Origin of the sequence: Imperialibacter sp. (genome assembly GCF_040222385.1) — a bacterium.
In the GTDB taxonomy this organism is placed as follows: Bacteria; Bacteroidota; Bacteroidia; order Cytophagales; family Cyclobacteriaceae; genus Imperialibacter.
Map to the genome: position 1 here is coordinate 388,934 of NZ_JAVKDF010000017.1, position 21,477 is coordinate 410,410.

19 protein-coding genes are annotated in these 21,477 nt (G+C 44.6%); 5 read left to right on the plus strand and 14 right to left on the minus strand.

The genetic code is table 11. The features are described from left to right. Positions 1-7: 7 nt before the first annotated feature. The 5 genes from atpB to RIG68_RS05395 are packed head-to-tail and all read right to left on the minus strand — an operon-like array spanning position 8 to position 2,970. A complete protein-coding gene (gene atpB, locus RIG68_RS05375) occupies positions 8-1,045 on the minus strand; it encodes a F0F1 ATP synthase subunit A (RefSeq protein WP_350119550.1) in 1,038 nt (345 codons plus the stop codon). Then, entirely contained in the window at positions 1,038-1,430 is a 393-nt protein-coding gene (locus RIG68_RS05380; protein ID WP_350078593.1) for a hypothetical protein, read from the minus strand. The genes atpB and RIG68_RS05380 overlap by 8 nt, the downstream gene beginning before the upstream one ends. Further along, the gene (locus tag RIG68_RS05385; RefSeq protein ID WP_350119553.1) at positions 1,430-1,705 is read right to left on the minus strand and encodes an AtpZ/AtpI family protein; all 276 of its coding nucleotides are present in this window, start codon (positions 1,703-1,705) and stop codon (positions 1,430-1,432) included. Before RIG68_RS05385 ends, RIG68_RS05380 begins: the two co-directional genes overlap by 1 nt. Then, on the minus strand, positions 1,656-2,084 hold the full coding sequence (locus tag RIG68_RS05390; RefSeq protein WP_226940635.1) for a bactofilin family protein: 429 nt from the start codon (positions 2,082-2,084) through the stop codon (positions 1,656-1,658). The genes RIG68_RS05385 and RIG68_RS05390 overlap by 50 nt, the downstream gene beginning before the upstream one ends. Positions 2,085-2,094: 10 nt before the next feature. Next, positions 2,095-2,970: a M23 family metallopeptidase gene (locus tag RIG68_RS05395; protein ID WP_350119556.1), complete on the minus strand. Its 876-nt coding sequence runs from the start codon at positions 2,968-2,970 to the stop codon at positions 2,095-2,097. Between the two features lie 107 nt (positions 2,971-3,077). Between RIG68_RS05395 and porW the strand changes: the two genes are divergently transcribed. From porW to uvrC, 3 genes are read left to right on the plus strand one after another with little or no spacing between them, the layout of a single operon-like run. Next, positions 3,078-5,648 carry a type IX secretion system periplasmic lipoprotein PorW/SprE gene (porW, locus tag RIG68_RS05400; protein ID WP_350119559.1) on the plus strand — a complete coding sequence of 857 codons (2,571 nt, stop codon included), beginning with the start codon at positions 3,078-3,080 and terminating at the stop codon, positions 5,646-5,648. Beyond that, on the plus strand, positions 5,648-7,924 hold the full coding sequence (locus tag RIG68_RS05405; protein ID WP_350119561.1) for a penicillin-binding protein 1A: 2,277 nt from the start codon (positions 5,648-5,650) through the stop codon (positions 7,922-7,924). The genes porW and RIG68_RS05405 overlap by 1 nt, the downstream gene beginning before the upstream one ends. 3 nt (positions 7,925-7,927) lie before the next feature. Then, on the plus strand, positions 7,928-9,760 hold the full coding sequence (gene uvrC / locus RIG68_RS05410) for an excinuclease ABC subunit UvrC (protein WP_350119564.1): 1,833 nt from the start codon (positions 7,928-7,930) through the stop codon (positions 9,758-9,760). A gap of 28 nt (positions 9,761-9,788) precedes the next feature. On the opposite strand, the gene porN is transcribed toward uvrC, so the two are convergent. The 8 genes from porN to RIG68_RS05450 form a co-directional block, all read right to left on the minus strand. Further along, positions 9,789-10,676 carry a type IX secretion system ring subunit PorN/GldN gene (porN, locus tag RIG68_RS05415; protein WP_350119566.1) on the minus strand — a complete coding sequence of 296 codons (888 nt, stop codon included), beginning with the start codon at positions 10,674-10,676 and terminating at the stop codon, positions 9,789-9,791. Positions 10,677-10,687: 11 nt separating this feature from the next. Beyond that, positions 10,688-12,271 (minus strand): type IX secretion system motor protein PorM/GldM, encoded by a 1,584-nt coding sequence (gene porM / locus RIG68_RS05420; protein ID WP_350119569.1) that lies wholly within the window; start codon positions 12,269-12,271, stop codon positions 10,688-10,690. 32 nt (positions 12,272-12,303) lie between these two features. After that, the gene (porL, locus tag RIG68_RS05425) at positions 12,304-13,110 is read right to left on the minus strand and encodes a type IX secretion system motor protein PorL/GldL (protein ID WP_226940634.1); all 807 of its coding nucleotides are present in this window, start codon (positions 13,108-13,110) and stop codon (positions 12,304-12,306) included. A gap of 43 nt (positions 13,111-13,153) precedes the next feature. Beyond that, positions 13,154-14,194 carry a T9SS ring complex lipoprotein PorK/GldK gene (porK, locus tag RIG68_RS05430; protein WP_152001661.1) on the minus strand — a complete coding sequence of 347 codons (1,041 nt, stop codon included), beginning with the start codon at positions 14,192-14,194 and terminating at the stop codon, positions 13,154-13,156. Positions 14,195-14,385: 191 nt separating this feature from the next. Beyond that, a complete protein-coding gene (locus tag RIG68_RS05435) occupies positions 14,386-15,342 on the minus strand; it encodes a PorP/SprF family type IX secretion system membrane protein (RefSeq protein ID WP_350119572.1) in 957 nt (318 codons plus the stop codon). Between the two features lie 93 nt (positions 15,343-15,435). Further along, entirely contained in the window at positions 15,436-16,212 is a 777-nt protein-coding gene (locus RIG68_RS05440) for a uroporphyrinogen-III synthase (protein WP_152001659.1), read from the minus strand. 42 nt (positions 16,213-16,254) lie between these two features. Further along, a complete protein-coding gene (locus tag RIG68_RS05445) occupies positions 16,255-17,373 on the minus strand; it encodes a DUF4271 domain-containing protein (RefSeq protein ID WP_350119575.1) in 1,119 nt (372 codons plus the stop codon). Positions 17,374-17,462: 89 nt separating this feature from the next. After that, on the minus strand, positions 17,463-19,160 hold the full coding sequence (locus RIG68_RS05450) for a BamA/TamA family outer membrane protein (protein ID WP_350119578.1): 1,698 nt from the start codon (positions 19,158-19,160) through the stop codon (positions 17,463-17,465). 36 nt (positions 19,161-19,196) lie between these two features. Here RIG68_RS05450 and hemW point away from each other — a divergent pair, with 36 nt between their 5' ends. Both hemW and RIG68_RS05460 read left to right on the plus strand, forming a co-directional pair. Beyond that, positions 19,197-20,321: a radical SAM family heme chaperone HemW gene (gene hemW, locus RIG68_RS05455; RefSeq protein WP_350119581.1), complete on the plus strand. Its 1,125-nt coding sequence runs from the start codon at positions 19,197-19,199 to the stop codon at positions 20,319-20,321. A gap of 42 nt (positions 20,322-20,363) precedes the next feature. Continuing rightward, on the plus strand, positions 20,364-20,729 hold the full coding sequence (locus tag RIG68_RS05460) for a hypothetical protein (RefSeq protein WP_152001655.1): 366 nt from the start codon (positions 20,364-20,366) through the stop codon (positions 20,727-20,729). A 1-nt stretch (position 20,730) separates the two neighbouring features. Here RIG68_RS05460 and RIG68_RS05465 read toward each other — a convergent pair whose 3' ends face one another. Then, positions 20,731-21,459, minus strand: a complete 729-nt coding sequence (locus tag RIG68_RS05465; RefSeq protein WP_152001654.1) for a LytR/AlgR family response regulator transcription factor — start codon at positions 21,457-21,459, stop codon at positions 20,731-20,733. Positions 21,460-21,477: the final 18 nt, after the last annotated feature.

A 21,477-nucleotide genomic window follows, 5' to 3' on the forward strand; every position in this document is an offset into this window, starting at 1 on the left:
TTCTTAATTAATGGTGTTCCTCGTGATGCTCCTCAATGGCAAGGCCAATATAGAGCGAAGAGAACATCGTGAACACATAAGCCTGAATAGTTGCCACAAGCAACTCGATAAAGGTAATGAAAACCACTATCAAAGTAGAGGCGAACCCTACCATGTAGCTTTCAAATATGAATATCAAACTAATCAAGCTCAGAATTACAATATGTCCTGCCGTGATCGCCACAAACAAACGTATCATGAGAGAAATCGGCTTAGTGAAAACGCCGATGATCTCAACAGGCACAATGATAAACTTCAATGCAAACGGAACTCCAGGGGTGTTAAAAACGTGTCCCCAATAAGTCTTGTTGCCACTAAAATTTGTAAAAAGGAAAGTAATAATGGCCATTACGCCAGTCACGGCAATATTGCCAGTGAGGTTAGCAGCACCCGGCATCAACCCCAGCAGGTTGCCAAACCAGATGAAGAAGAACAGCGTCAACAGATATGGTAGATACCGCTCGTATTTGGGGCCAATATTAGGCTTAACGATGTCGTCTCTTACAAAAACGATGATTGGCTCGAACAAAGACTGAATACCTTTCGGTGCTTCTTTCGGCCGCTTTTTGTATCCCCTTGCCACCGCAAGAAAGATTACTATCATCAAAGTGGCATTCAGGAAAAGAAAGGCCACATTTTTCGTGATCGAAAAGTCGATCACTGTACGGCCTTCTGCTAAAGGAAGGATGTGTCCGTGCTCGTATTTGTAACCATTAAATTCAACGATATTATGATGCTCGTCGTAGAAATTGCTGCTGGAAAACACCTCCAGCCCATTGTCTGACGAATACAAAATAACAGGAAGGAAAAGTGTGCCATAGTGGCCGTCGAAGAAATGCCACTCATGGGCATCCAAAATGTGATGATTGATCAATTCTGAAGGATTAAAGGCTCCCCCTGTTTCCTCTGCAGCTACCGCCAACGGGCTATTAAATAAAATAATCACCAGTGATAACACGGTGATTTTTAATAGGTTGGCCCTCTTATGATTTACACCTTCATCCATCAATTTGAACGCTTTTCGAATTTGAGCGCAAGTTAGTCATATGCGTAAATAATTCAAACCCAAGAAATAATAAATACAGAGCAAAGAAAGTCATGATGAAACTGGTGTTTTCTTCGCCAATTGCTACAAGGTAGGTGATTGCCACCAATAAACTTGTTAGAAGACGAAAGGAAATACTGCCAATGACAAAAAGCACAAAATTTTGACCATCGTTGTTTACAAAATTACCCTCGGCCCAAAGTAGCAACAGGGACTGGAGCGAGTAGAAAATAATAGCTGCTATCGCCGTGGAATGGATGTATTGACCAAAGTCGGAAGCCATTAATGCGAAATATGCCCCAACGACAACTGCTGAAAAAATAAACAGCTTGAGATAGTTATTCATTATTCTTTAGGAAGGCGCTTATAAAGCAGATAAAGTGAGCCAAAAAGCGAAATGAACGAGAGCGACAACAAAAATACTGGGAACTGTAGCTGGAAGTATTTGTCAGCATAGTATCCGGCAGTCACTCCCACGCCTATGGTGGCCAACATCTCAAAACCGACACCAGTAAACCTCAGAAAGGTTGAACCGGTGTTAGAGTCTTTGAGTTTTCCTGCCTCAGGTTGGTCAGGACTGGGCTTTGAGGAGCGGCCGTTCTTCCGAATTTTTTTCTCCAATTTTTATTTCCTTAACAGTTACACCCATCTGGCATTTTCCATTGAAAGAAGCACCCGATTCAATAACCAGTTTGTTGGTGACGATATCCCCGTTAATAACAGCCGAAGGTTTTAACACAAGCATTTCCGTCACTTCCACTTTGCCGTCCACCGTGCCGGCGATTTCAGCATTTTGTGCCAACACATTTCCCTCAATGTAGGAGGAATGACCAAACGCTGCTTTTGACTTAGTGATAATATCGCCAATAACTTTCCCTTCTACCCGAATGTTACCAAAGGTTTCAATACCTCCTCGAAGGATAGTTCCCTTTCCAATAATGTTGCTGGAGTTGCTGAGCTCTTCGGCTTCCTTAATTTCCTTGTTATTAAACATGGTCATAATAAATAAATTAAAAAGCTACGAATTCTTCAGGATCCACAGGCATTCCATTGTGCCAAAGCTCAAAATGCAGGTGAGGCCCGGTTGTCAATTCGCCTGTGTTGCCTATAATAGATATAATCTCGCCGGCGCTGACAAAGCTACCAACGTTTTTCAATAATTCCGAATTGTGCTTGTATACTGAAATCAAATTACTTCTGTGCTGAATACCAATTACATAGCCGTCATTTTGTGTCCAGTCGGCGAGTATAACCGTGCCGTCTGCCACACACTTGACCGGTTCGTCCTTTTTTGCCACCACGTCAGTCCCATAGTGGTTGCTCTTAGGGTTAAACTTATCGGAAATAATGCCTGAAATGGGCTGAAAAAGGTAGATGTCCTGAAGGTCAGAGCCAATAGACGAACTTACAGGCAATATCTCGGAGTCAGCGCTTTCGAACCTTTGTCTGAAAATAGAATCGATAGGTGCCAGCCTTTCGCTGTTGATCTCAGAAGCCGACAACACTCTTTCCTGTTGCTCAGAGGCCCTCAGGGCTGACTCAGTTTCCAACATGCTTGTGTCGCCCGAAAGCACCAGTTTCAGGTTATCGATGTATAAGTCTTTGTTATCCATCTCTACGAGCATAGAATCTACTTTGAGTGAAAGACTCACTAATTTCCGATTGGTTTCCATTTGCTGATGGCGTGGATCGTACCATTTAGCTAAAATGGTGGTAGCCAGGTAAAAGCAAATCGCAAAAAAAACAGATACTACTACAAAGGCTAAAAGCAGAAGCCTAGCGTAGTTGAACCTGATGGTGCTTTTTTCCGCAAAATTCTCCTCACTCCGTATGATCAGCAGATAGCCAGTGGTAAGCCAGCTGGATAATGTTTTCTTATTTTTCAAATCCTTTTAGGTTCTGGGAGCCACAAAATTATAGAATAAAATAAGACCTTCTTATTTTTATGTATTATTGAGACATTTTTGAGCGTTAGCAATTCAAATCGATTCAGTTGGCCCAACGTATTTTACCATACCATTTCCTCAGTTTTCTTCTTTTCTCCTATTTCCTCATTGGCTGCAAAGGAAGCAAAATAACTCCGGTGGGCGACGTGTATCATAATACGACTGCTCACTACAATGCCTATTTCTACGCCAGAGAACGAATCCTCGAAGTTGAACAAAATCTACTTAATTACGGCGAAAGAAATTACAACAGGATTTTACCTATCTATCCTCTCATGGATTCGTCTTTTTCCAAGGCTAACGAGGAGCTGATAGAGGATGTTGTCAAGAAGGCTTCCATCGCTATTCAACGGCATGAAAACAGTAAGTGGGTTGATGACAGCTACATCACAGTCGGTAAGGCACGGCTTTTTAGCCTCGATTTCCCAAATGCTGTAGAAACGTTCAAGTATGTGAACGTGAAGAGCAAAGACAAGGACACCCGCCACCTGGCGCTGGTTTGGCTTTTTCGCACATTTGTTGACGCCGGGGAGTACAACAACGCCACCGCTGTGATCGACTACCTGCAAAGAGAAAAACTTAGCAAGGACAACAAAAGACTGTTCGCTCTTTTTAAGTCCCGTTATTATCAGTTGACCGACGACCTCGACAACATGGTGAAAAACCTGGTCGAAGCGGTTCCTCTCGAAACCAATCACGACGAGAGGGCAAAAATCTATTTCATTATTGGTCAGGTGTATCAGCAATTAACATTTGATGCACTGGCTTATGAAAACTATCAGTCCTGCCTACAGAACAACCCTCCCTATGAGCTGTCCTTTTATGCCAAGCTCAACATGGCATCGGTCACCCAGCTCACCAATTCGGATGACCTCAAAACTGTGAGAAGGTATTTTCGGAAGCTCTTGAAGGACGAGAAAAACATTGACTTCAAAGACAAGATATACTATGAGCTGGCCAACTTTGAGCTAAAGCAGGGGAATTATGATGAGGCTATTGAAAACTACAACAACTCCATCAAGTCAAGTACGTCTAACCCTCGCCAGAAGGGCTACTCGTACCTTCAGCTAGCCGAAGTGTACTACAAGCATTTCAAAAAATACAAGACCGCTCAAAACTACTACGACAGCACCCTAAGTGTGCTTCCAAAAGACGAACCTAATTATGAAGCGCTGAGTCAACGACTTGAAATCCTTACTGCTTTTGTAGAACAGGTGACGATCATCGAAACTCAGGACAGCCTGCTAACGCTTGCAAAAATGCCCGAAGATGAGCTGGACAAGTACCTCGATGATTACATCGCTGCCAAGGCCAAGGAAGCAGAAGACAAAGAGAAAGCCATTGCTGAGAGTACGAAAGGACGACGTGGAAACCAGGCAGTAAACTTCCAAACACAGGGTAGGGAAATTAATGTGCAACAGCAGGGTACCTGGTACTTTTACAGCGCTTCGGCCGTCAGTCAGGGCAGGCAGGAATTCGCCAGAGTTTGGGGCAACAGGCCTCTGGCTGACAACTGGAGGCGGTCAGTCAAGCAGGGGGAGATTGCAGCAACGGTAAGGGATGCCGAGGCACCAAAACAAACGGTGCAGGCTAATCCTGACGAAGCAATTGCTTCTATTTCGAAGGAAGATTTGATAAAAACACTTCCATTGACCGAAGAGGCACAAAATGAGGCGCTTGCAAAAGTGGAGGAAGCCCATTTCCAGCTTGGCAACATTTACAATTTCCAGTTACTGGAAAAGGATAACGCCGGCGTTACATTCAACACCCTCATTGTAAGGTTCCCGGATTCTGAGCATGCCCCTGAGGCACTATATGAACTGTATCTCATCTACAAAGAGCTTGACAGTGCTATTTACTCTGATTATGAAAGACAGCTAATCAGCCGTTTTCCAGAATCCATTTTTGCCAAACTTATTGTAAATCCACGGTACCGGGAAGAGAGCTCCTTAGCGTCAGCCAAGCTCCAGAAGATGTACGCAGAGGCATATAGCTATTATCAGCGGGGAGAGTACAAAAAAGCCAGAGAAATTACTTCTGAGGGGCTTTTGGCTTACGATGACAACGATTTTACGGACAACATGAAGCTACTGGACGTTATGCTGATTGCAAAGCTGGACGACGTGTACAGATACCAGTTTGAGCTGAACAACTTTATCACCACCTACTCCGAGAGCGAGCTAATTCCTTATGCGAAAACACTCGTGAAAGCCTACGATGACTTCCAGCTAAACCTTGTCAATAGCGCAAAGGCAAAATTCAAACAAGAGTTCGATCAACTCCACTTCTTCGTTATTATTTATCCGCCTGACGGCAAATTGCCCGACGAACTCCCTGGGAAAGTTGACACTTATATCAAAACCAACCTGCAAATTCAGGGACTAACACTCGGTAATTTGATTCTTGACGCCAGAAGATCGATGATTTTAGTTAACTCGTTTCCCGGTAAAAAAGAGGCGGCTGAGTTTTATCAAAATTTCAATAGCAACAATACCCTGTTTAACGAATATGGCACCATAAAATTTTATAATTTCGTAATCACTAGAGAAAACTTCAACGTTTTCTATCAAACCAAAGACCTGGAAGCTTACTTAACCTTCTTTAACAATAACTATTAATGAAGAGCAATAAAATCAAATGGCTATTGATCACTCTCTGGGTGGTTTTCATTTGCACAATGGTTGGTGTTCCTGTGTTCTTTAACATGATTGGAAACAATTCCTTTGGTCTTTTCGGTGAACTCCCCGGCCTTCAAAGCCTTGAAAATCCTGAGGAAGAAACTGCCTCGCAGCTATTTTCAGCCGACAATGTGCTGCTTGGAAAATACTTTAGAGAAAACAGAACTCCTGTAACTTACGATGAGCTTTCCAGAGAGCTCACAGAAACGCTTCTTGTCACTGAAGATCTCAGGTTCAGTAAGCACTCCGGCATCGACCTGCGGGCACTCGTACGAGCGGTCGTTGGAAAACTCACTTTCAGCTTTGCAGGCGGCGGCAGCACCATAACGATGCAGTTGGCAGAGAACCTTTACAAAACTGAGCAGGAGAATAAAGGGAAGTTGCACAACGTGCCTGGTCTTGGGCAAATCATCACCAAGTTCAAAGAATGGATCATTGCAGTGCAGTTGGAGAAAAACTACACCAAAGAAGAGATCCTGGCGATGTACCTTAACACCGTTCCGTTTGGTAGCAATGCCTTTGGAATTAAAGCGGCAGCCAAAACCTTTTTCAATAAAGAGCCCAAACAAATCACTTACCACGAGGCTGCACTCCTCGTAGGTCTGGTCAATGCGCCAACCAGGTACAGCCCGATCCTCAACCCAGAAATCTCCATGCGCAAAAGGAATGAGGTACTATACAACCTTCGCAAATACAATCGAATAGATCAGATAGCCTACGATTCTCTCAGAGTGAAAGATTTTGACTTACAATACAAGGTTGATGGGCACAATGAGGGCCTCGCTACCTACTTCAGAACAGTCATCAGAAACTTCCTGATGGACTGGACCACGCAGCACGGCTATGACCTTTTCGAGGATGGTCTCAAGATTTATACAACTATCGACAGCCGCATGCAAGCCTACGCTGAGGAGTCGATGAGGGAGCATATGGACACCCTTCAGTCGGTCTTTGTAAAACACCTGGAAGGAAGAAGCCCCTGGATCAATGAAGATGGAACAGAAATGGAAAACTTCATTGAAACGACTATGCAAAGAACCAGTTACTACAAAAGCCTCGTGAAAGAATACGGCAAAAATGCTGACTCTGTCGATATATTGCTCAACCTGAAAAGGCCAATGAGAGTGTTTAGCTGGAATGGTGAAATTGATACCCTTATGTCGGCCTATGACTCGCTGAAGTACTATAAGCACTTTCTTCAGGCTGGTTTCATGGCCATGGATCCGCATTCAGGTCACATAAAAGCATGGGTTGGCGGAATTGATCACAAGTATTTTCAGTTTGACCACGTGATGCAGGGAAAAAGGCAACCTGGTTCGACTATCAAGCCCTTTGTTTATTCAGCTGTCATAGATAATGGCTATTCCCCTTGCTATGAAGTTGCCGATGCTCCCATCACCTTTTCCTTCCCGGGGCAGGATCCACCCACCTGGACACCCAGCAACGCTGTGGGAAACCCGACAGGAAATATGATGACCATCAGAAGTGCCCTCGCACAAAGCGTCAATACCATTACCGCCTATTGGATGAAAAAACTTGGCCCGCAGACCGTCGTCGACTATGCGCATCGCATCGGCATTCAAAGCGAATTGGCAGCTGTTCCTGCATTGTGCCTGGGAGCCGGAGGCGAAGTTTCAGTTTATGAAATGGTGGGTGCCTACTCCACTTTTGTGAACCAGGGGGTATGGACAGAACCCATCTTTATTACCCGTATTGAAGATGAGAACGGTAGAGTGCTACAAGACTTTGTTCCGCAAACACGGGAGGCCCTTAGTGAGGAAACTGCCTACACCATGCTCTACATGTTGAGAGGTGCCACGGAAGAGCCTCATGGAAGCGGCGGTGGGCTCTCAAGGGAAATTAAAGCCAACAACCAGGTAGGGGCAAAAACAGGCACTACGCAAAATGCCTCCGATGGCTGGTTTATGGGAGTGACCAAGGACCTGGTGGCGGGTGGCTGGGTTGGTGGAGATGACAGGAGTATTCACTTTCGCAACTGGGCTATGGGGCAAGGTGCCAGAACAGCCATGCCAATCTGGAATAAATTTATGCTAAAGGTGTACGCCGACCCCGATCTTGGAATCGAAAAGGGGGCCTTTCCAAAACCTGTTAACGGCCTTTCAGTGGAGCTTGACTGTTCAAAACATGATCGCACGCAAGAGGCCGATTCCCTGGGGCTTGATATTGAAAAGGTATCAGAAGACGACATCTTTTAAGGCATGCCATCCAGTGAAATTTCGCTGACTTCTTACAAGACGGAAGATGTTCTATTGCTTCCGCATAACCCCGGTGTTTACAGGTTCAAGAACAAACACGGCAAGCTCATTTATGTAGGTAAAGCGAAAGACCTGAAAAAACGGGTAGCTAGCTATTTCAACCGATCCAATCAGCTTAGTCGCAAAACCATCAAGATGGTCAGTGAGGTTGCCGAAATAGAATTCACTATCGTCAATTCTGAGTTCGATGCGCTACTTCTTGAAAATAACCTGATTAAGGAAAATCAGCCAAAATACAATATCCTGCTCAAGGACGACAAAACCTTCCCTTACATCGTCATCCTAAAAGAGCAATTTCCGAGGATTATCTCTACCAGAAAAGTAGACAGGTCCAAGGGCGAGTATTTCGGCCCCTACACCAGTGTGAAGGCCATGAAGAATGTGCTACAGCTCCTTCGTCAGCTTTACAAAATAAGAACCTGTAATTTCGACCTCTCTCCTCAAAACATAAGAAAAAAGAAATTCAAAGTCTGCCTTGAATACCATTTAGGGAACTGCCTGGGACCCTGCGAGGGGCTACAGGATCACAATGACTACCTGGAAGAAATCAACCAGTCAAAAGAAGCACTAAAAGGCAATCTGTCTGTTGTGAGAAACTACTTCAAAGAGCGAATGCAAACCGCTGCAGACCAGCTAGCGTTTGAAGAAGCCCAGAAGTTTAAGAACAAATTAGATCTGCTCGAAAAATTCCAGTCAAAGTCATTGATTGTCAGCAACAAGATTACCAATACAGATGTATTTACGTTGGTCTCAGATGAGTCCTCAGCGTTTGTCAACTATATGAGGGTGGACGGTGGCATTATCAATATTTCCGACACGCTGGAGATAAAAAGAAAGCTGGACGAAACCGATGAGGAAATACTACAATTGCTAATGGTAAGCCTCCGCAGCAAGTACGAGAGCAGCAACAAGGAAATCCTTACCAACAAACAGGTCAGTCTTTACGACGAGTCATTGAGCATAACGCAACCAGCAATAGGGGACAAAAAGAAACTGGTTGACCTGTCTGTAAAAAATGCCCTTTTCTTCAAAAAGGAACGCTTCAATCAAAAACTCCAAAGCCAAACCAAGGAAAATCGGGTTCTCCTTCAAATGAAGGAGGATTTAAAGCTGACGCAAACACCTATGAGAATAGAGTGTTTCGACAACTCCAACATTCAGGGTACACACCCGGTGGCCTCTATGGTCTGCTTTATCAATGGCAAGGCGGCCAAAAAGGAATACCGTCATTTCAACATTAAAACCGTGGTAGGTCCTGACGACTTTGGATCCATGCGTGAAATTGTCTACCGAAGGTACAAGAGAGTTATTGACGAAGATCTTCCTCTCGCCAACCTGATCATCATCGACGGAGGTAAAGGCCAACTAAGCGCTGCTGTCAGCTCTCTTAAAGAGCTGGGTATCTATGGCAAGGTTCCCATCATCGGCATTGCCAAAAAACTGGAAGAGCTCTATTACCCGGAAGACTCAATTCCAATCCACCTGGCAAAAAAATCAGAGTCGCTCAAAATCATCCAGCAACTACGTGATGAGGCCCATAGGTTTGCCATCACGTTCCACAGAACCAAGAGATCCAAAACTCAAACCAAATCTGCTCTTGATGACATTGACGGTATCGGAGAAAAGACAAGAAGCCTTCTATTGAGTGAGTTGAAGTCAGTAGAGAAAATTAAGCGGGCTTCTATTACTGAGCTCTCAAACCTAATCGGCCAAAAAAAGGCATTGCTCGTTAAGGATCACTTTACGTCAACAGACACAAACAAAAAAGGGGCCTGAAGCCCCTTTTTTTATATACCGAAAGTAATTAATACTCCCACAATTCATTTTCGAAATCTACTAGCTCATACTCCAGTCTCTGGGAAGCAAGAACTCCCTCTTTTTGCGACTTTGAATACACATCGATAATCCGCTGATCCTGAGGATTAGAATATTTCACCAGCGTAGCACTAAAGAGCCTTAGCAAAAAAGCATCTGACATCTTTCTATGCTCTGCCATGTTCTGAGCGTTGTACCAGACAGCTTCGTCGGGCATGGTTGCGAACAAATCCACTATATCCTTGTATCTAAACGAAGCAATTGGCTTCTCATACAAAGCAGGGTTCTTATCAGCAGGCAAAAACATGCTTATTGCCTGGATGTCGTGATACATTCTTGAGCGATTCCTGTCGAAATACCAATCCTCACGCAACTCAAAAATTGAAAAATCACGTGGACTGAATTCCAAGGCAGCTGGAGCCGCAGCAGCTGCGCCACCACCAGCGGGAGCTGCACCACCTCCACCCCAGTCACTGGCACCCCAGTCACTAGCGCCGGAATCGGCACCGAAGCCCATCGCTTTTTCCTCCTCAGTCAACCCACCACCCTCTTCAGGCATCTTTAGGTTTTCCAAGAACATTTCCTTGCCCATCCTATTCGTAAGGGAATCATTCATATAGGGAAACAGCAACCCCGCTTTTACGGCCTTTATCAAAAGAGTTGGCAATTCGCCGTTAATAGCGTAGAAAGGCTGGTTTTGCTTTTCACGCAAATCCATTCTCCACCACAACTCCTTCTTGAACATGATCTGAGATTCATGCACCGGAAATTCCGAGTTTGGGTTATACCCCGGTTTTGCCTCCTGTGCCTGCAATTCTCCCATTGAGAGGACTGCGATAAACAGAACAAAACCAATTACATAAACAAACTTTTTCATACCTGTATAATTTATTGTATTCGAACAGTAAGAATCCTGGGGCCGTAGTTATTAAAATCCTCTGTAGCACCCTTAAAATTCATACGTTGCACTTGCTTAATATCAATCACTATTGCGTCACCACTTCTGGCTTGCCCTGCAATCTCTGCCAGGTTAATGTCTGGCCCCTGGAATCGGCGAACTACGACGGCTCTCGCACCTCTCACCAATGCAATTTCCGAGTCAGTAACTCTAAATCTCGCATCATTCGGAAGTAGTGCCTGAAAAGACTCATCAGGTTCTGCTCTCAATTGAAGCGCTCTAGGTGGCTGAGCCACACCCATTTTCATATCAACAGCCCTTCCACGGTCATACACAACTATTTCAGGCTTAGGTATTCTCTTTACTGTGAACGTTTCAGTTCCAATCAAATTTCCTCCACTCGATACCGCTATGTCCACTTTTGCTGCCTGAGGTACAACTGTAACAAAACCCTTCTTTGACGGATCCTTTGTCGCTGTTCCACCCTTCACATTGAAAGAGGGATCATATGCTTCGCCCATGGCCGGCACCTGAATGTTCAACTCGTTACCGCAATTCAAATACAAGGCTGACAAAGAAGCAGACTGCACCTGGATAACTGGTTTTGAAACGAAGTATTTAACAGTATTTACAAAAGTGGTATCCTTTCCTCTCGAGTTTACCGTAATAGCGGCCTCAAACGACTTCTCGGCCCTTCCGTTTACGTAGTTTCCAGGTGTAGCTGTAAATTCCACCTGACCCATTCCACCTACAACCGGAATCTCTTTTCCATCAATTGTCATCGTTGGATTAGCAGAAGATGACGACGCTGCAATAAACAACTCAGCTCTGAACTTGGTACCAGCTGCTACTATGTTTGACTCAGGCCGAACCATGGCTACAATCTGGTCAAACTTAAGGTCAGCTGCGCCCACTTGTCTTGCAAGCGTCTCAAGTGCTCTCGCTTCAGCGTCAATCAACTCCATTTGAAGTTGGCTTAGTGTGGCAAGAGCGCCTACCATTGGGGTATTAGATCCAAAGTTCAACTCAGCAAAACCCTTGGTGTTCTGGTTCGGATCGTTGGCAAATACTGGCACATCCTTGGCATCCAAAGCAATGTCCTTAAATGAATCATCACCAGTAGTTTGGCGAAGGTATTCAGAGAACTTATTCAGCTTCTCTTTCAATACATCTCCTTCACCGGCATTAATAAACAGGGCTGGGGCCGCATCAATATCCTTTTGGCCAACGAGCTGTCCGTGCTCGTCTCTGTTTCCTGTAATTTCTATAAGTTGGTTCTTATATGCCTCAACTTCCTGAACCGTTTTTTCGGTCTCTTCGCGAAGTGCCTTGGCTTTCTCGAGCACCGCCACGTCGTCGGCTCTTTCGCCTGATTCCGTTACAGCGGCTTCAATCCTGCCGATTGTGCTTACGTTCCCCGCAACCTTCTCTACGACAGTCGCCTCAAGGCTCATATTAATAAGAACAAATTTTTCCAGTACGCTATTACTTACCTGCAGTGCCAGAAGTGCAGTCAGTACCAGGTACATCATACCGATCATTTTATCTCTCGGCGATTGTTTCCCTCCAGCCATAGTTTTACTTTTTGGTGGTTAGTAGAAATGAATTAACCCTTCATGGCAGTAAGCATGTTGCCATAAACTTTGTTCAGTTGCGTAATATTCGTTGTAAGTTTAGACAATTCGCCTTTGAATTGCTCTGTGTCCTTACCGGCCTGCGCAATGCTTTCCATGGCAGTACCTATGTTTGAATAAAACTTCTGCATCGCCTTCAGGTGAGTATTAGCATCCTGAAGTTCCATCTCATACACTGCATTCAGTGCACTAAGGTTCTTAGTCACGCTTTGAACCTGAGAATGATATTCCTTAGCATCTTTTGAAGCGTTGGCCATCTCTGTCATAGCTGTAGCTGTAGTAGCATAGGCTTTGTTCATATCTGTCAACGACTTAGAAGCGGCTTTCACATTGTTTGCGTACTCGTTGGTCGCAACTGATGCTTCTCCTAATGCAGCCATCTTATTAGACGTGTCTGCAAGACCTCTCATGCCTTTACCCAAACTATCCAATAACTCGGGGCCAATCTTAGCTTCTGCCAAAATTTTATCCATTTTTTGGCTTGTTCCGTCACCCACAGCAACAGCAGCTGGTCTGGGTCTTGCCGGGCCACCGTCGAAGTCGTCAGCCAACTCTGGATAAACTTTTGACCAGTCTACCTCCTTGTGCTTCGGTTCGAATGCACTGAGAAAGAAAATAATTGCTTCTGTGGTAAGTCCAATACCCAACATCTCACTTGCACCGGGAAGGTGAAGGATTTTGAACATGGCACCGACAATTACGACAGCAGCGCCAATACCATAAACTTTGGGCATTATTGTTGAAAAGAGAAGCTCCTGAAATCCGCCTTTTTTGCTCATCTGTTTAAAAATTTAAGTTCTTAGAATGGGTTTAGGTTAGTGTTTAGAATTCACTGCCAGCTGACCTTCCGAGGTAAGTCATCGCACAACGGAAGCCTATACTTGCTCTGGAAGTGTCCTTATATTCAAATGTTCTTGTACCTGTCTCAAGATAGTAGGCGATGTCTTTCCACGATCCTCCTCTTATTACTTTTCTAGGTTCATTGTCATCGTTATAAGTTGGGTTCAGATCCCACACTAACGGAACTGAAGCCTCATCAAATGCATCTTCGCACCACTCGGCTACGTTGCCCGACATGTCATAAAGACCAAAGTCATTGGCAAAAAACGTTGCTACGGGCGCTGTGTAAGCAAATCCATCATCGAAATAGTTACCTCTGCCTGGCTTAAAGTTGGCTAACAAACATCCTTTCGTATTTCTTATGTATGGGTTACCCCATGGATACTTAGCCATATCTCTGCCACCTCTTGAGGCATATTCCCACTCAGCTTCAGATGGGAGCCTGAAGTTAGGCATCCTGAATAAGCCCTGGTCTGCCCGATAGGAATTTAGATGCTCTGTTCTCCAGTCGCAAAATGCTTGCGCAGATTCCCAATCGACTCCTACCACAGGATAGTTATCAAAGGCTGGGTGAGACCAATAGTACACCATCATAGGGTCGCCCATATGGTGTGTGTAATCTCTTACCCAAACAGCAGTATCAGGATAGATATCTTCCAGCGTAATGCCCTCTGGCATGTCTACTTCTGATCCCTCAGACATTGCTACAACAAACTGACGATACTCATTATTGGTAATCTCAGTATCGTCCATGTAAAAACCACCGATTGTGATTTGCTTGTTGAAGTTGATCTGCGTAGCAGCCACATCTTCATCCGCCTGGCCCATGTGAAAAGTACCCGGAGGTACTGACACCATTCCAAATGGTATCGTCATCTCCCAACCTTCCCGGTCAGGAACACCCACAAGCTCTCCTCTGTCGTCATACCCACCACCGCCAAGGCCAAGTAGCCCACACGATTGTGAAACGACAGCAAAAATAATCAGAAGAGCTAAGTTTTTTACAACACTCTTTTTATTCATAACACCTAGTTTATAAAAAATCCTGCAACTATAAAACAACACAAAGTTTACAAATATTATCATTAAGGTCTTTTATACCAATTTTTTTAGAGTCGGTTAACGCAATTTTAACAAAAAAAAGAATAATTCCGTTAATTACTCCTGTTTTGTTTCACAAATAATCCACTTCGGGCAGTAAAAAGCTTCCGCTATCAGAACCTAAACCTCGGTGTGCGGATGATTTTCTTTCCGCCGCCGCCTGTGAGCCCACCTAATTTGTATCTGACAAAAACTTCGTGAGAGGTCGACTGTTTTGCCTCTCTGCTTTCAATTACATAGTCAAAAGAATAACCGACTTTCAAGATGCCGTCTTTGAGGAAGTTATACCCCAGAAGTACAATCATAGCTTCAGACTCCCTGAAGCCCAAGCCTCCCCAAAGTTTATTTTGGTAGGTAGCAATGGCGCTTGCATCAAAAGTAAATGTTTTGAAGGTAGACCTGACAAGAACGCTTGGACTCACTTCCAGATTGTAAGTGGGGTTAAAGGAGTACCCGGCCATCAGGTTAACTGATCTTTCAAGCCTGTTTTCTATTTGTGCGATTCCAAAATCAAAAGAAGGCGACAAAATATGGTTGATGCCTACTCCAAGATAAAAATCGGTGTTGGAATACATGGCTCCGAAGCTAAGGTCTGGCCTAAGCTGAGACTCTCGACCTCCCTTGTTAAGTGGGTCATTCGGATCAACAAATCTCCACTGATCAAAGTCTATGGTTTGCATGACCAATGAAGGTCGAAGACCTATGCTGACCCTTCCCCGATTAAAGTTTTTGTAGTACGCTCCCAGAAACTGCAGGTGCACGTTGGTCAACGGCCCCAGCTGATCGTGAATGGCTGTTACGCCAACTGCGCCGGGCACGGTTGCCAGCGGCATACCGAAGTTGAACTGCTGTGTGGTAGGAGCACCGCCGGATCCGTCGAAAGAAGTTGCGTAACCGGCCCACTGCGTTCGGTGCAGGGCAGACACATAGCCACTTTTCTCCTGCGTCAGCCAGGCTGGGTTATAAAGAGCCTGGTTGAACATGTAGTGGCTAAAATGAGCATCTTGTTGTGCGGAAGCCGTGTAACCAGCAACCGCCAGAAGAATAATAAAAAACAATTTGTTTCTCATGCAGCTTATTCGTTGCCGTTAAGGTAGTTAAACTAGCGTAAAAGCTAAAGTACTTTCTACAACAACCTGAAAGCCTGCCAACCTTAGCTGAAGCTACGCTAATCCGTTTGCCATTTTAATATAGAGCTCAATGGCGCCGGTCATAGAAGGGGCATTGGGAAGAGGCGCTTCAATGTCGAGCACCAGGTTCGCATCTCTGGCAGCCTTTGCTGTCGTAGGACCAAACACTGCAATTCGTGTATCGTTTTGCTTAAAATCCTTAAAGTTGACAAACAGTGAGTTGATCCCCGATGGGCTAAAGAAGGCCAATATGTCGTAGTAAACATCCTCAAGATCGGAGAGGTCGCTTGCCACAGTTTTGTATATGATAGCCTCAGAAAACTTGTAACCATTTTCCTCAAGAAAAACAGGGATGTCTTCCTTCCTTATGTCGGAACATGGGAAAAGGTATTTTTCGTTTTTGTGCTTTTTAATAATCTCTATCAGGTCAGTTGCTGTTCGAAGACCTGTAAAGATTTTTCTCTTCCTGATGACGATGTACTTCTGAAGATAGTTTGCTGTTTGTTCTGAAATACAAAAATATTTCATGTCAGCTGGAATCTCAATCTTGCTTTCAGCAGCGAGTCTGAAAAAGTGATCCACCGCATTTCGGCTGGTAAATATCACGGCTGTGTGTGCCAAAATATCCACTTTCTGCTGCCTGAACTCTTTAATATTGGTTGGCTCAATTTTTATAAATGGCCTGAAGTCAACCTTAATATTATATTGCTCTGCAAGTTTGAAGTATGGGGAATTTGGGTCAGAAGGTTTTGGCTGAGAAACTAAGATACTTGATACCTTTTTAAGCCTACTCTTATCTTCCAAGATCATATCTGCGCTATTTCCTGTTTTGAGTGACTGCTACACTTTGGATCAAAAAAACATCCATTTGATCAAAAGAATGGCTGGTAATATTTCGGTGGCGCAAAGATATGAAAATAAATGAAGTTTTTGATAGCGGGTTTCAAAAGCTAATTTATAAAACATTAAAAGCATGACGGAAATTAGGAAGGCAATAGCAAAACCGGCCATATTACTAATAAGCCACTGCGATGCTGTTCCGAAAAGATAGAAAAAGAGCACATAGACGAAAAGTGCGATACTAAGCAGTATGAAAATGGTGCGGAGGTATTCAAAAACCTGTAGGTAGATGGCTCCCCTCATTTGGAAGACCTCTCCAAAAATTTGGATGAGGAACCTCTTCGACAATAGGAATGCCAATATAAGCAATGCATAAACAGCCCATTCGCTGATATAGTTTGATAGCGTTGGGGCACTGAGGACCTCCGGCGACAGGTAAGACTGGCCGATAGTCAAAAAGAATGCGGCCAGCATACTAACCAGAATGTGTATAGTGATGGAAGGAGTAGAAAGTAGCCGGAAGCCGCTCACCATTTCATCCCTTACCCTGAAGCTTAGCACCCTGTTGAGGTCGATAAAAGATCGGAAAATACGGGAGAATTGAAGGCGGAAGAACCCCGTGGTGACGAAGAAAGCTATCGTGAACAAAAGTATAAAGTGCTCTCTTTTGTCAACCGAGCGCTTGACCGGAACAATTACTTTGTCATTGGTAACACTGCTTGCTCCGTGAGCGATAGCTGTTATGTCAGACGAAGAGAGCAAACCCGTGTGTTTATGTAGCACAACAAAAACAGAATCCTTAGCAAACTTGCTTCGCCATTCGGCCAAATCAAGCTGAAAGCAGTCTTCCTGTGTTTCGCCAAGTGTAAGCTGACTATCCACCCAAACGGCAGTGCCAATCGGAGCACATATTTTCAAAAAATGGAGGTAATCTCCGTTTAGCTGGATATAAAATCCGACAAGTGCCGGATCGGGTGAGGTCACCTTGAAAGAAGGCTCAAAACTATTGGATTCAGTGCTGTAAAACCACCTTTCCTCCTGAATTCGTCGGGTAGCACCGCCGTCCTGTGCAGTGGCTTCGCACAAAACAAAAAAAGAGAAAAGAAGTAGCAGATAGCGGTAGTTACTCATGGGCGAACATATCGGCACAAAAATGATAGCTTAAATTGTATAAGCAAAACACTTGGGTTTTTTAACTGAAACTTGCCGCACCGCACTTGCTAAAACCGATTGACAAAGCCGAAATGAACTTTGGGCTGAGTTATGTCCATCGGCTGCCCTTTGGTGCCCCCCACAGCCAGCATCAGCCTGAAAATTCCGTTGTTGACTTTCAGAACCATGCCCCCGCCTACCCCAGCTGCATACACCCAGTTACCCGCTCCTCCATCGACAATCCCCTGGTCGGCAAATGTGACGAAATAGCTCTCCTCCTGAAACAAAAACCTGAGCTCCGCCACTCCCACGCCATAGTGCTGGCTATAAAATTGATTTTCGTTGAACCCACGAAGCCTTCTCAAACCACCAAACCTGAAGAGGTCATTCCTGAAAACCTGGTCGTTGAGAATGGCGCCCACATACACCTGCTGGGCGAACACAACAGCCTTCGTTGGCTTCAAATAATTTTCGAAGTAACCTTCAATGGTCGTTTGGATTGATTTGAGCTTGACGTCATTGTATAGCTCTGGATCAACTATACTGTTTCTAACAATCTCTTTTTGGCCAATACCGACAGTTAAGCCGGAGGACATGCCCTTTAAAGGCAGAAGTATGTCATCAAGACAGGTGTATGTCATACCCACCTGGTACTGGTTCAAGCGGCTATCGGCATTGACCAATTTCTCGGTACTACTGATTCGATTAGCCGATAACAGGCTGTTTTGTCTGAAGTCTAGCCCAAAACCAAACTTCAGGAAATAGCCAATGGGAAGCTTAAAGCCAGCCTGGGCCGATCTGGTGACAAAAGAGGAATCTTGTTTGAGCTGCTGAAAACCACCATGAAAATCGAGCGGCGAGCCAAGCAGCACGGGATGATCGTAGGCCACGTCCAGCTTTTGAGAAGCCACATTGAAGTTCTGCCAGTTTAAATACACATGTTTGCCAGTTCCAAACAGGTTATGCAAGTCGGTTTCAACCTGACCAGTTAACAGCAGCTTGCCCGTTTCGGAATTTTGATCGGGTAAAAACCCGATGACTCCATCAATTTGGTTGACCTTCAATTCGTCAACAGCGAGGCTGACTCTCGCCTTACCAGCGTAAAACTCCACCTGGGGGCTTGACGTGGTTCTTAAATATCCGCTGTTGTTAATTCTTGAAGCGATGCCCTGAAAGGCCCTCTCCGAGTAAGGGGTGCCCTCAGCTATGAAAAGGTACTTTTGAAGGAAGTTGGTCTTTGTTCTGCCCTTCTGAATCACGACAAGTGAATCAAAAACAATCTGCGGCCCCTTTTCAACATCAAGCGTGGCGCTAAGGGTGTCATACGAAAATGTAGCCTCTCTAAAGTAAAGCCTGGCAAATGGATAGCCATTGTTGAGGTAAGGCTCAAGGTCTTTGTTGAATGTTGCGTTGCTTTGAAGGTTGCTCCAGGAGGAATATTGTTTGCCGTCACTGGCATTTCGGAGAGACAGGTATTGCTTTTTACCTGCTGACAGGAATCCATTGACCGAATCATGTCCCCACTGCATATCATGAAAATCAGCGAAGATGTATCCGTCGAGCCTGAGCTTCGAGGTGATTTGGTTGAGAGTTGAAATTACATGAAGAGAATCGTTAAATTTTCTGTTGTCCAATGCACTTAGGGCACTACTTGCCACCGTGTCGCTAGGCTCAATGTTAATTATATATACCTGCGACATCACTTCGGTAGTGCCGAAAAGAGTTAACGTCCCCCATGCCAACAGGTAGCTTGCGAGTCTCCCCAATGTTTTGCTTAGTTTTGCTGCATAAAGTAAACGCTCTTGGCCGGAATTTACATTCATATTCCTTTTTGTTCGCAGGCATGTCACTATTGCGACTTTCATTTCAGCACCTCTCTGAAGTTAAAAAGTGACCTTGTTGCATCAATCTGCCATGAAATTACACTTCAAAAAGGGTATTTAAATAATGAGGCCGTAGAAACCGTCTATTTAGGCGGAGGGACACCGTCGCTGCTTGACGAGGGCGACTTGCAGCAGGTTTTTGGCGCATTGAAGGACAGCTTTGAGTGGGCACAAGCAGTGGAGGTCACACTGGAAGCCAATCCGGAGGATTTGACAACTGCTAAGCTTGACACCTTCAAGAAACTTGGAGTCAACAGGCTGAGCATTGGAATTCAATCGTTTTGGGATGAACACCTGAGATTTATGAACCGGTCGCATAGTAGCAGCCAAGCGCTGAAATGTGTGGAGCTTGCACAAAAAGTCGGCTTCGAAAACATCAGTATTGACCTGATTTATGGTGTGCCTTTTAAAGATCACTCGGTATGGCAAAACGATTTGCAAAAGGCTATTGAGCTGAATGTGCCTCATATTTCGGCGTACTGCCTGACCATTGAAGAAAAAACCGCTTTCGGTAAATGGCAAAAGACAGGCAAGCTGGCACCGATAGACGATCGTTTTGCTGCCGAGCAGTTTGAAACGCTGGTTTCAGTGTTGGAAGGGGCTGGGTATGAACAGTACGAGATCTCCAATTTTGCCAAACCCGGGAGGTACTCGAAACATAACACTGCCTATTGGCAACAAAAACCCTATCTGGGCATTGGTCCAAGTGCTCATTCCTACAATAGCTCAACCAGGCAGTATAATATCGCCAACAACGCCATTTATATCAAGGCAATTAGCGACAGCAAAATTCCATGTACAGTGGAGGTGCTTGAAGCCAGTCAGGCCTTCAACGAGTACCTGCTGACCACGCTTCGCACCATGTGGGGTACCAGCCTTGAAATGGCCGGCACAAAGTTCGGTGTTGACCTTTTGAAGGAAAAAGAGAAAGAGCTTTCTCTTCTTCGTAAGGAAGAGTTATTATTTACATCCGATAGTACACTATATTTAACAAAAAAAGGCAAACTTTTTGCAGATGAAATCACTTCTCAACTTATGCTGTAACTACCGAAGACAGCAGGCTGATTGTTGGACACGTTAAGAACAATGGAAAAAGAAGAGAAAAAGGCCTTTATGCTTCTTAAATCGCTTATCTTCCACTACCATGGATTAGATGAAGATGAGCAAAACATGCTGAACGACTCAGCGGAATCGCTCGATGCGTTTGACGAGTTGCAATGGGCCAATACTTTTATTGCTGAGGACTATCTTTCTGCCTTTGACCGCTCCAGGGAATACCTGAACAAGGTGATAAGCAAGCTTGAGAAAGAGAAAAGAATAAAATACCTCCTTTCCGTGTGGCAGGACAATGACAAAAAAGGCTACCTCACTGAAATGGAGGCAACCGCTATGTTAAACCTTGCCAAGGACTGGCACATCGAAAAGGAGATTATCAATATTGTGAAGCAGTAGCTTACAACGACATCATATCTTTGAATTTGGCCGCCTGCCTTCTGCTTACCTCCACCTTCTCACCACCTTTTAGCTGAACCATTAGGCCACCATTGAACCAGGGCTCTATGGATTCCACCCAGTCAAGGTTGACGATGTGCTTGCGGCTTGCCCTGAAGAAAGTTCTGTCATCCAATCGTTCATCAAGAGCGTTGAGCGACTTATGAATCATGGGTTTGAAGTTATCGAAATAGACCTTTATATAGTTGCCATCCGATTCAAACAACCTGATATTTGAAAGCCTGACAAACCAACATTTGTCGCCATCCTTTACAAATACCTGATCGCTAGCGCCAAGCTTTTTCTGAGGCATACCTGACAAATCTTCCTCGCCCTGTGCTACTCCTTCGTTGAATAGTTTCTTGACGGTTTCGTTTAATCTTTCCGGCTGTATGGGCTTTAGCAGGTAATCGAGCGCATTATACTGAAACGCCTTGATGGCAAATTCATCGTACGCCGTTGTGAATATAACTTTTGGCACTCTTTCAAGGCTCTCAAGAAGTTCAAACCCAGTTTTGCCCGGCATTTGTATATCCAGGAAAATCAGGTCCGGCTGCATGGTGTTGATTTTTTCAAACGCATCATCAGCATTGACGGCTTCTCCTATCAGTTCAATGTCTTTGTGTACGCTTAGCAAAGTTGTTAGCTCTTTCCGTGCCAACCTCTCGTCGTCGATTATCAGTGCTCTCATGTCTAGATCTATTATCAG

What these genes read in the sequence shown, in the direction of transcription:
- atpB (WP_350119550.1), bottom strand. Translation starts at nt 1,045, where the DNA reads ATGGATGAAGGTGTAAATCATAAGAGGGCCAACCTATTAAAAATCACC.
- RIG68_RS05380 (WP_350078593.1), bottom strand. Translation starts at nt 1,430, where the DNA reads ATGAATAACTATCTCAAGCTGTTTATTTTTTCAGCAGTTGTCGTTGGG.
- RIG68_RS05390 (WP_226940635.1), bottom strand. Translation starts at nt 2,084, where the DNA reads ATGACCATGTTTAATAACAAGGAAATTAAGGAAGCCGAAGAGCTCAGC.
- RIG68_RS05405 (WP_350119561.1), top strand. Translation starts at nt 5,648, where the DNA reads ATGAAGAGCAATAAAATCAAATGGCTATTGATCACTCTCTGGGTGGTT.
- uvrC (WP_350119564.1), top strand. Translation starts at nt 7,928, where the DNA reads ATGCCATCCAGTGAAATTTCGCTGACTTCTTACAAGACGGAAGATGTT.
- porN (WP_350119566.1), bottom strand. Translation starts at nt 10,676, where the DNA reads ATGAAAAAGTTTGTTTATGTAATTGGTTTTGTTCTGTTTATCGCAGTC.
- porM (WP_350119569.1), bottom strand. Translation starts at nt 12,271, where the DNA reads ATGGCTGGAGGGAAACAATCGCCGAGAGATAAAATGATCGGTATGATG.
- porL (WP_226940634.1), bottom strand. Translation starts at nt 13,110, where the DNA reads ATGAGCAAAAAAGGCGGATTTCAGGAGCTTCTCTTTTCAACAATAATG.
- porK (WP_152001661.1), bottom strand. Translation starts at nt 14,194, where the DNA reads ATGAATAAAAAGAGTGTTGTAAAAAACTTAGCTCTTCTGATTATTTTT.
- RIG68_RS05435 (WP_350119572.1), bottom strand. Translation starts at nt 15,342, where the DNA reads ATGAGAAACAAATTGTTTTTTATTATTCTTCTGGCGGTTGCTGGTTAC.
- RIG68_RS05440 (WP_152001659.1), bottom strand. Translation starts at nt 16,212, where the DNA reads ATGATCTTGGAAGATAAGAGTAGGCTTAAAAAGGTATCAAGTATCTTA.
- RIG68_RS05445 (WP_350119575.1), bottom strand. Translation starts at nt 17,373, where the DNA reads ATGAGTAACTACCGCTATCTGCTACTTCTTTTCTCTTTTTTTGTTTTG.
- RIG68_RS05460 (WP_152001655.1), top strand. Translation starts at nt 20,364, where the DNA reads ATGGAAAAAGAAGAGAAAAAGGCCTTTATGCTTCTTAAATCGCTTATC.
- RIG68_RS05465 (WP_152001654.1), bottom strand. Translation starts at nt 21,459, where the DNA reads ATGAGAGCACTGATAATCGACGACGAGAGGTTGGCACGGAAAGAGCTA.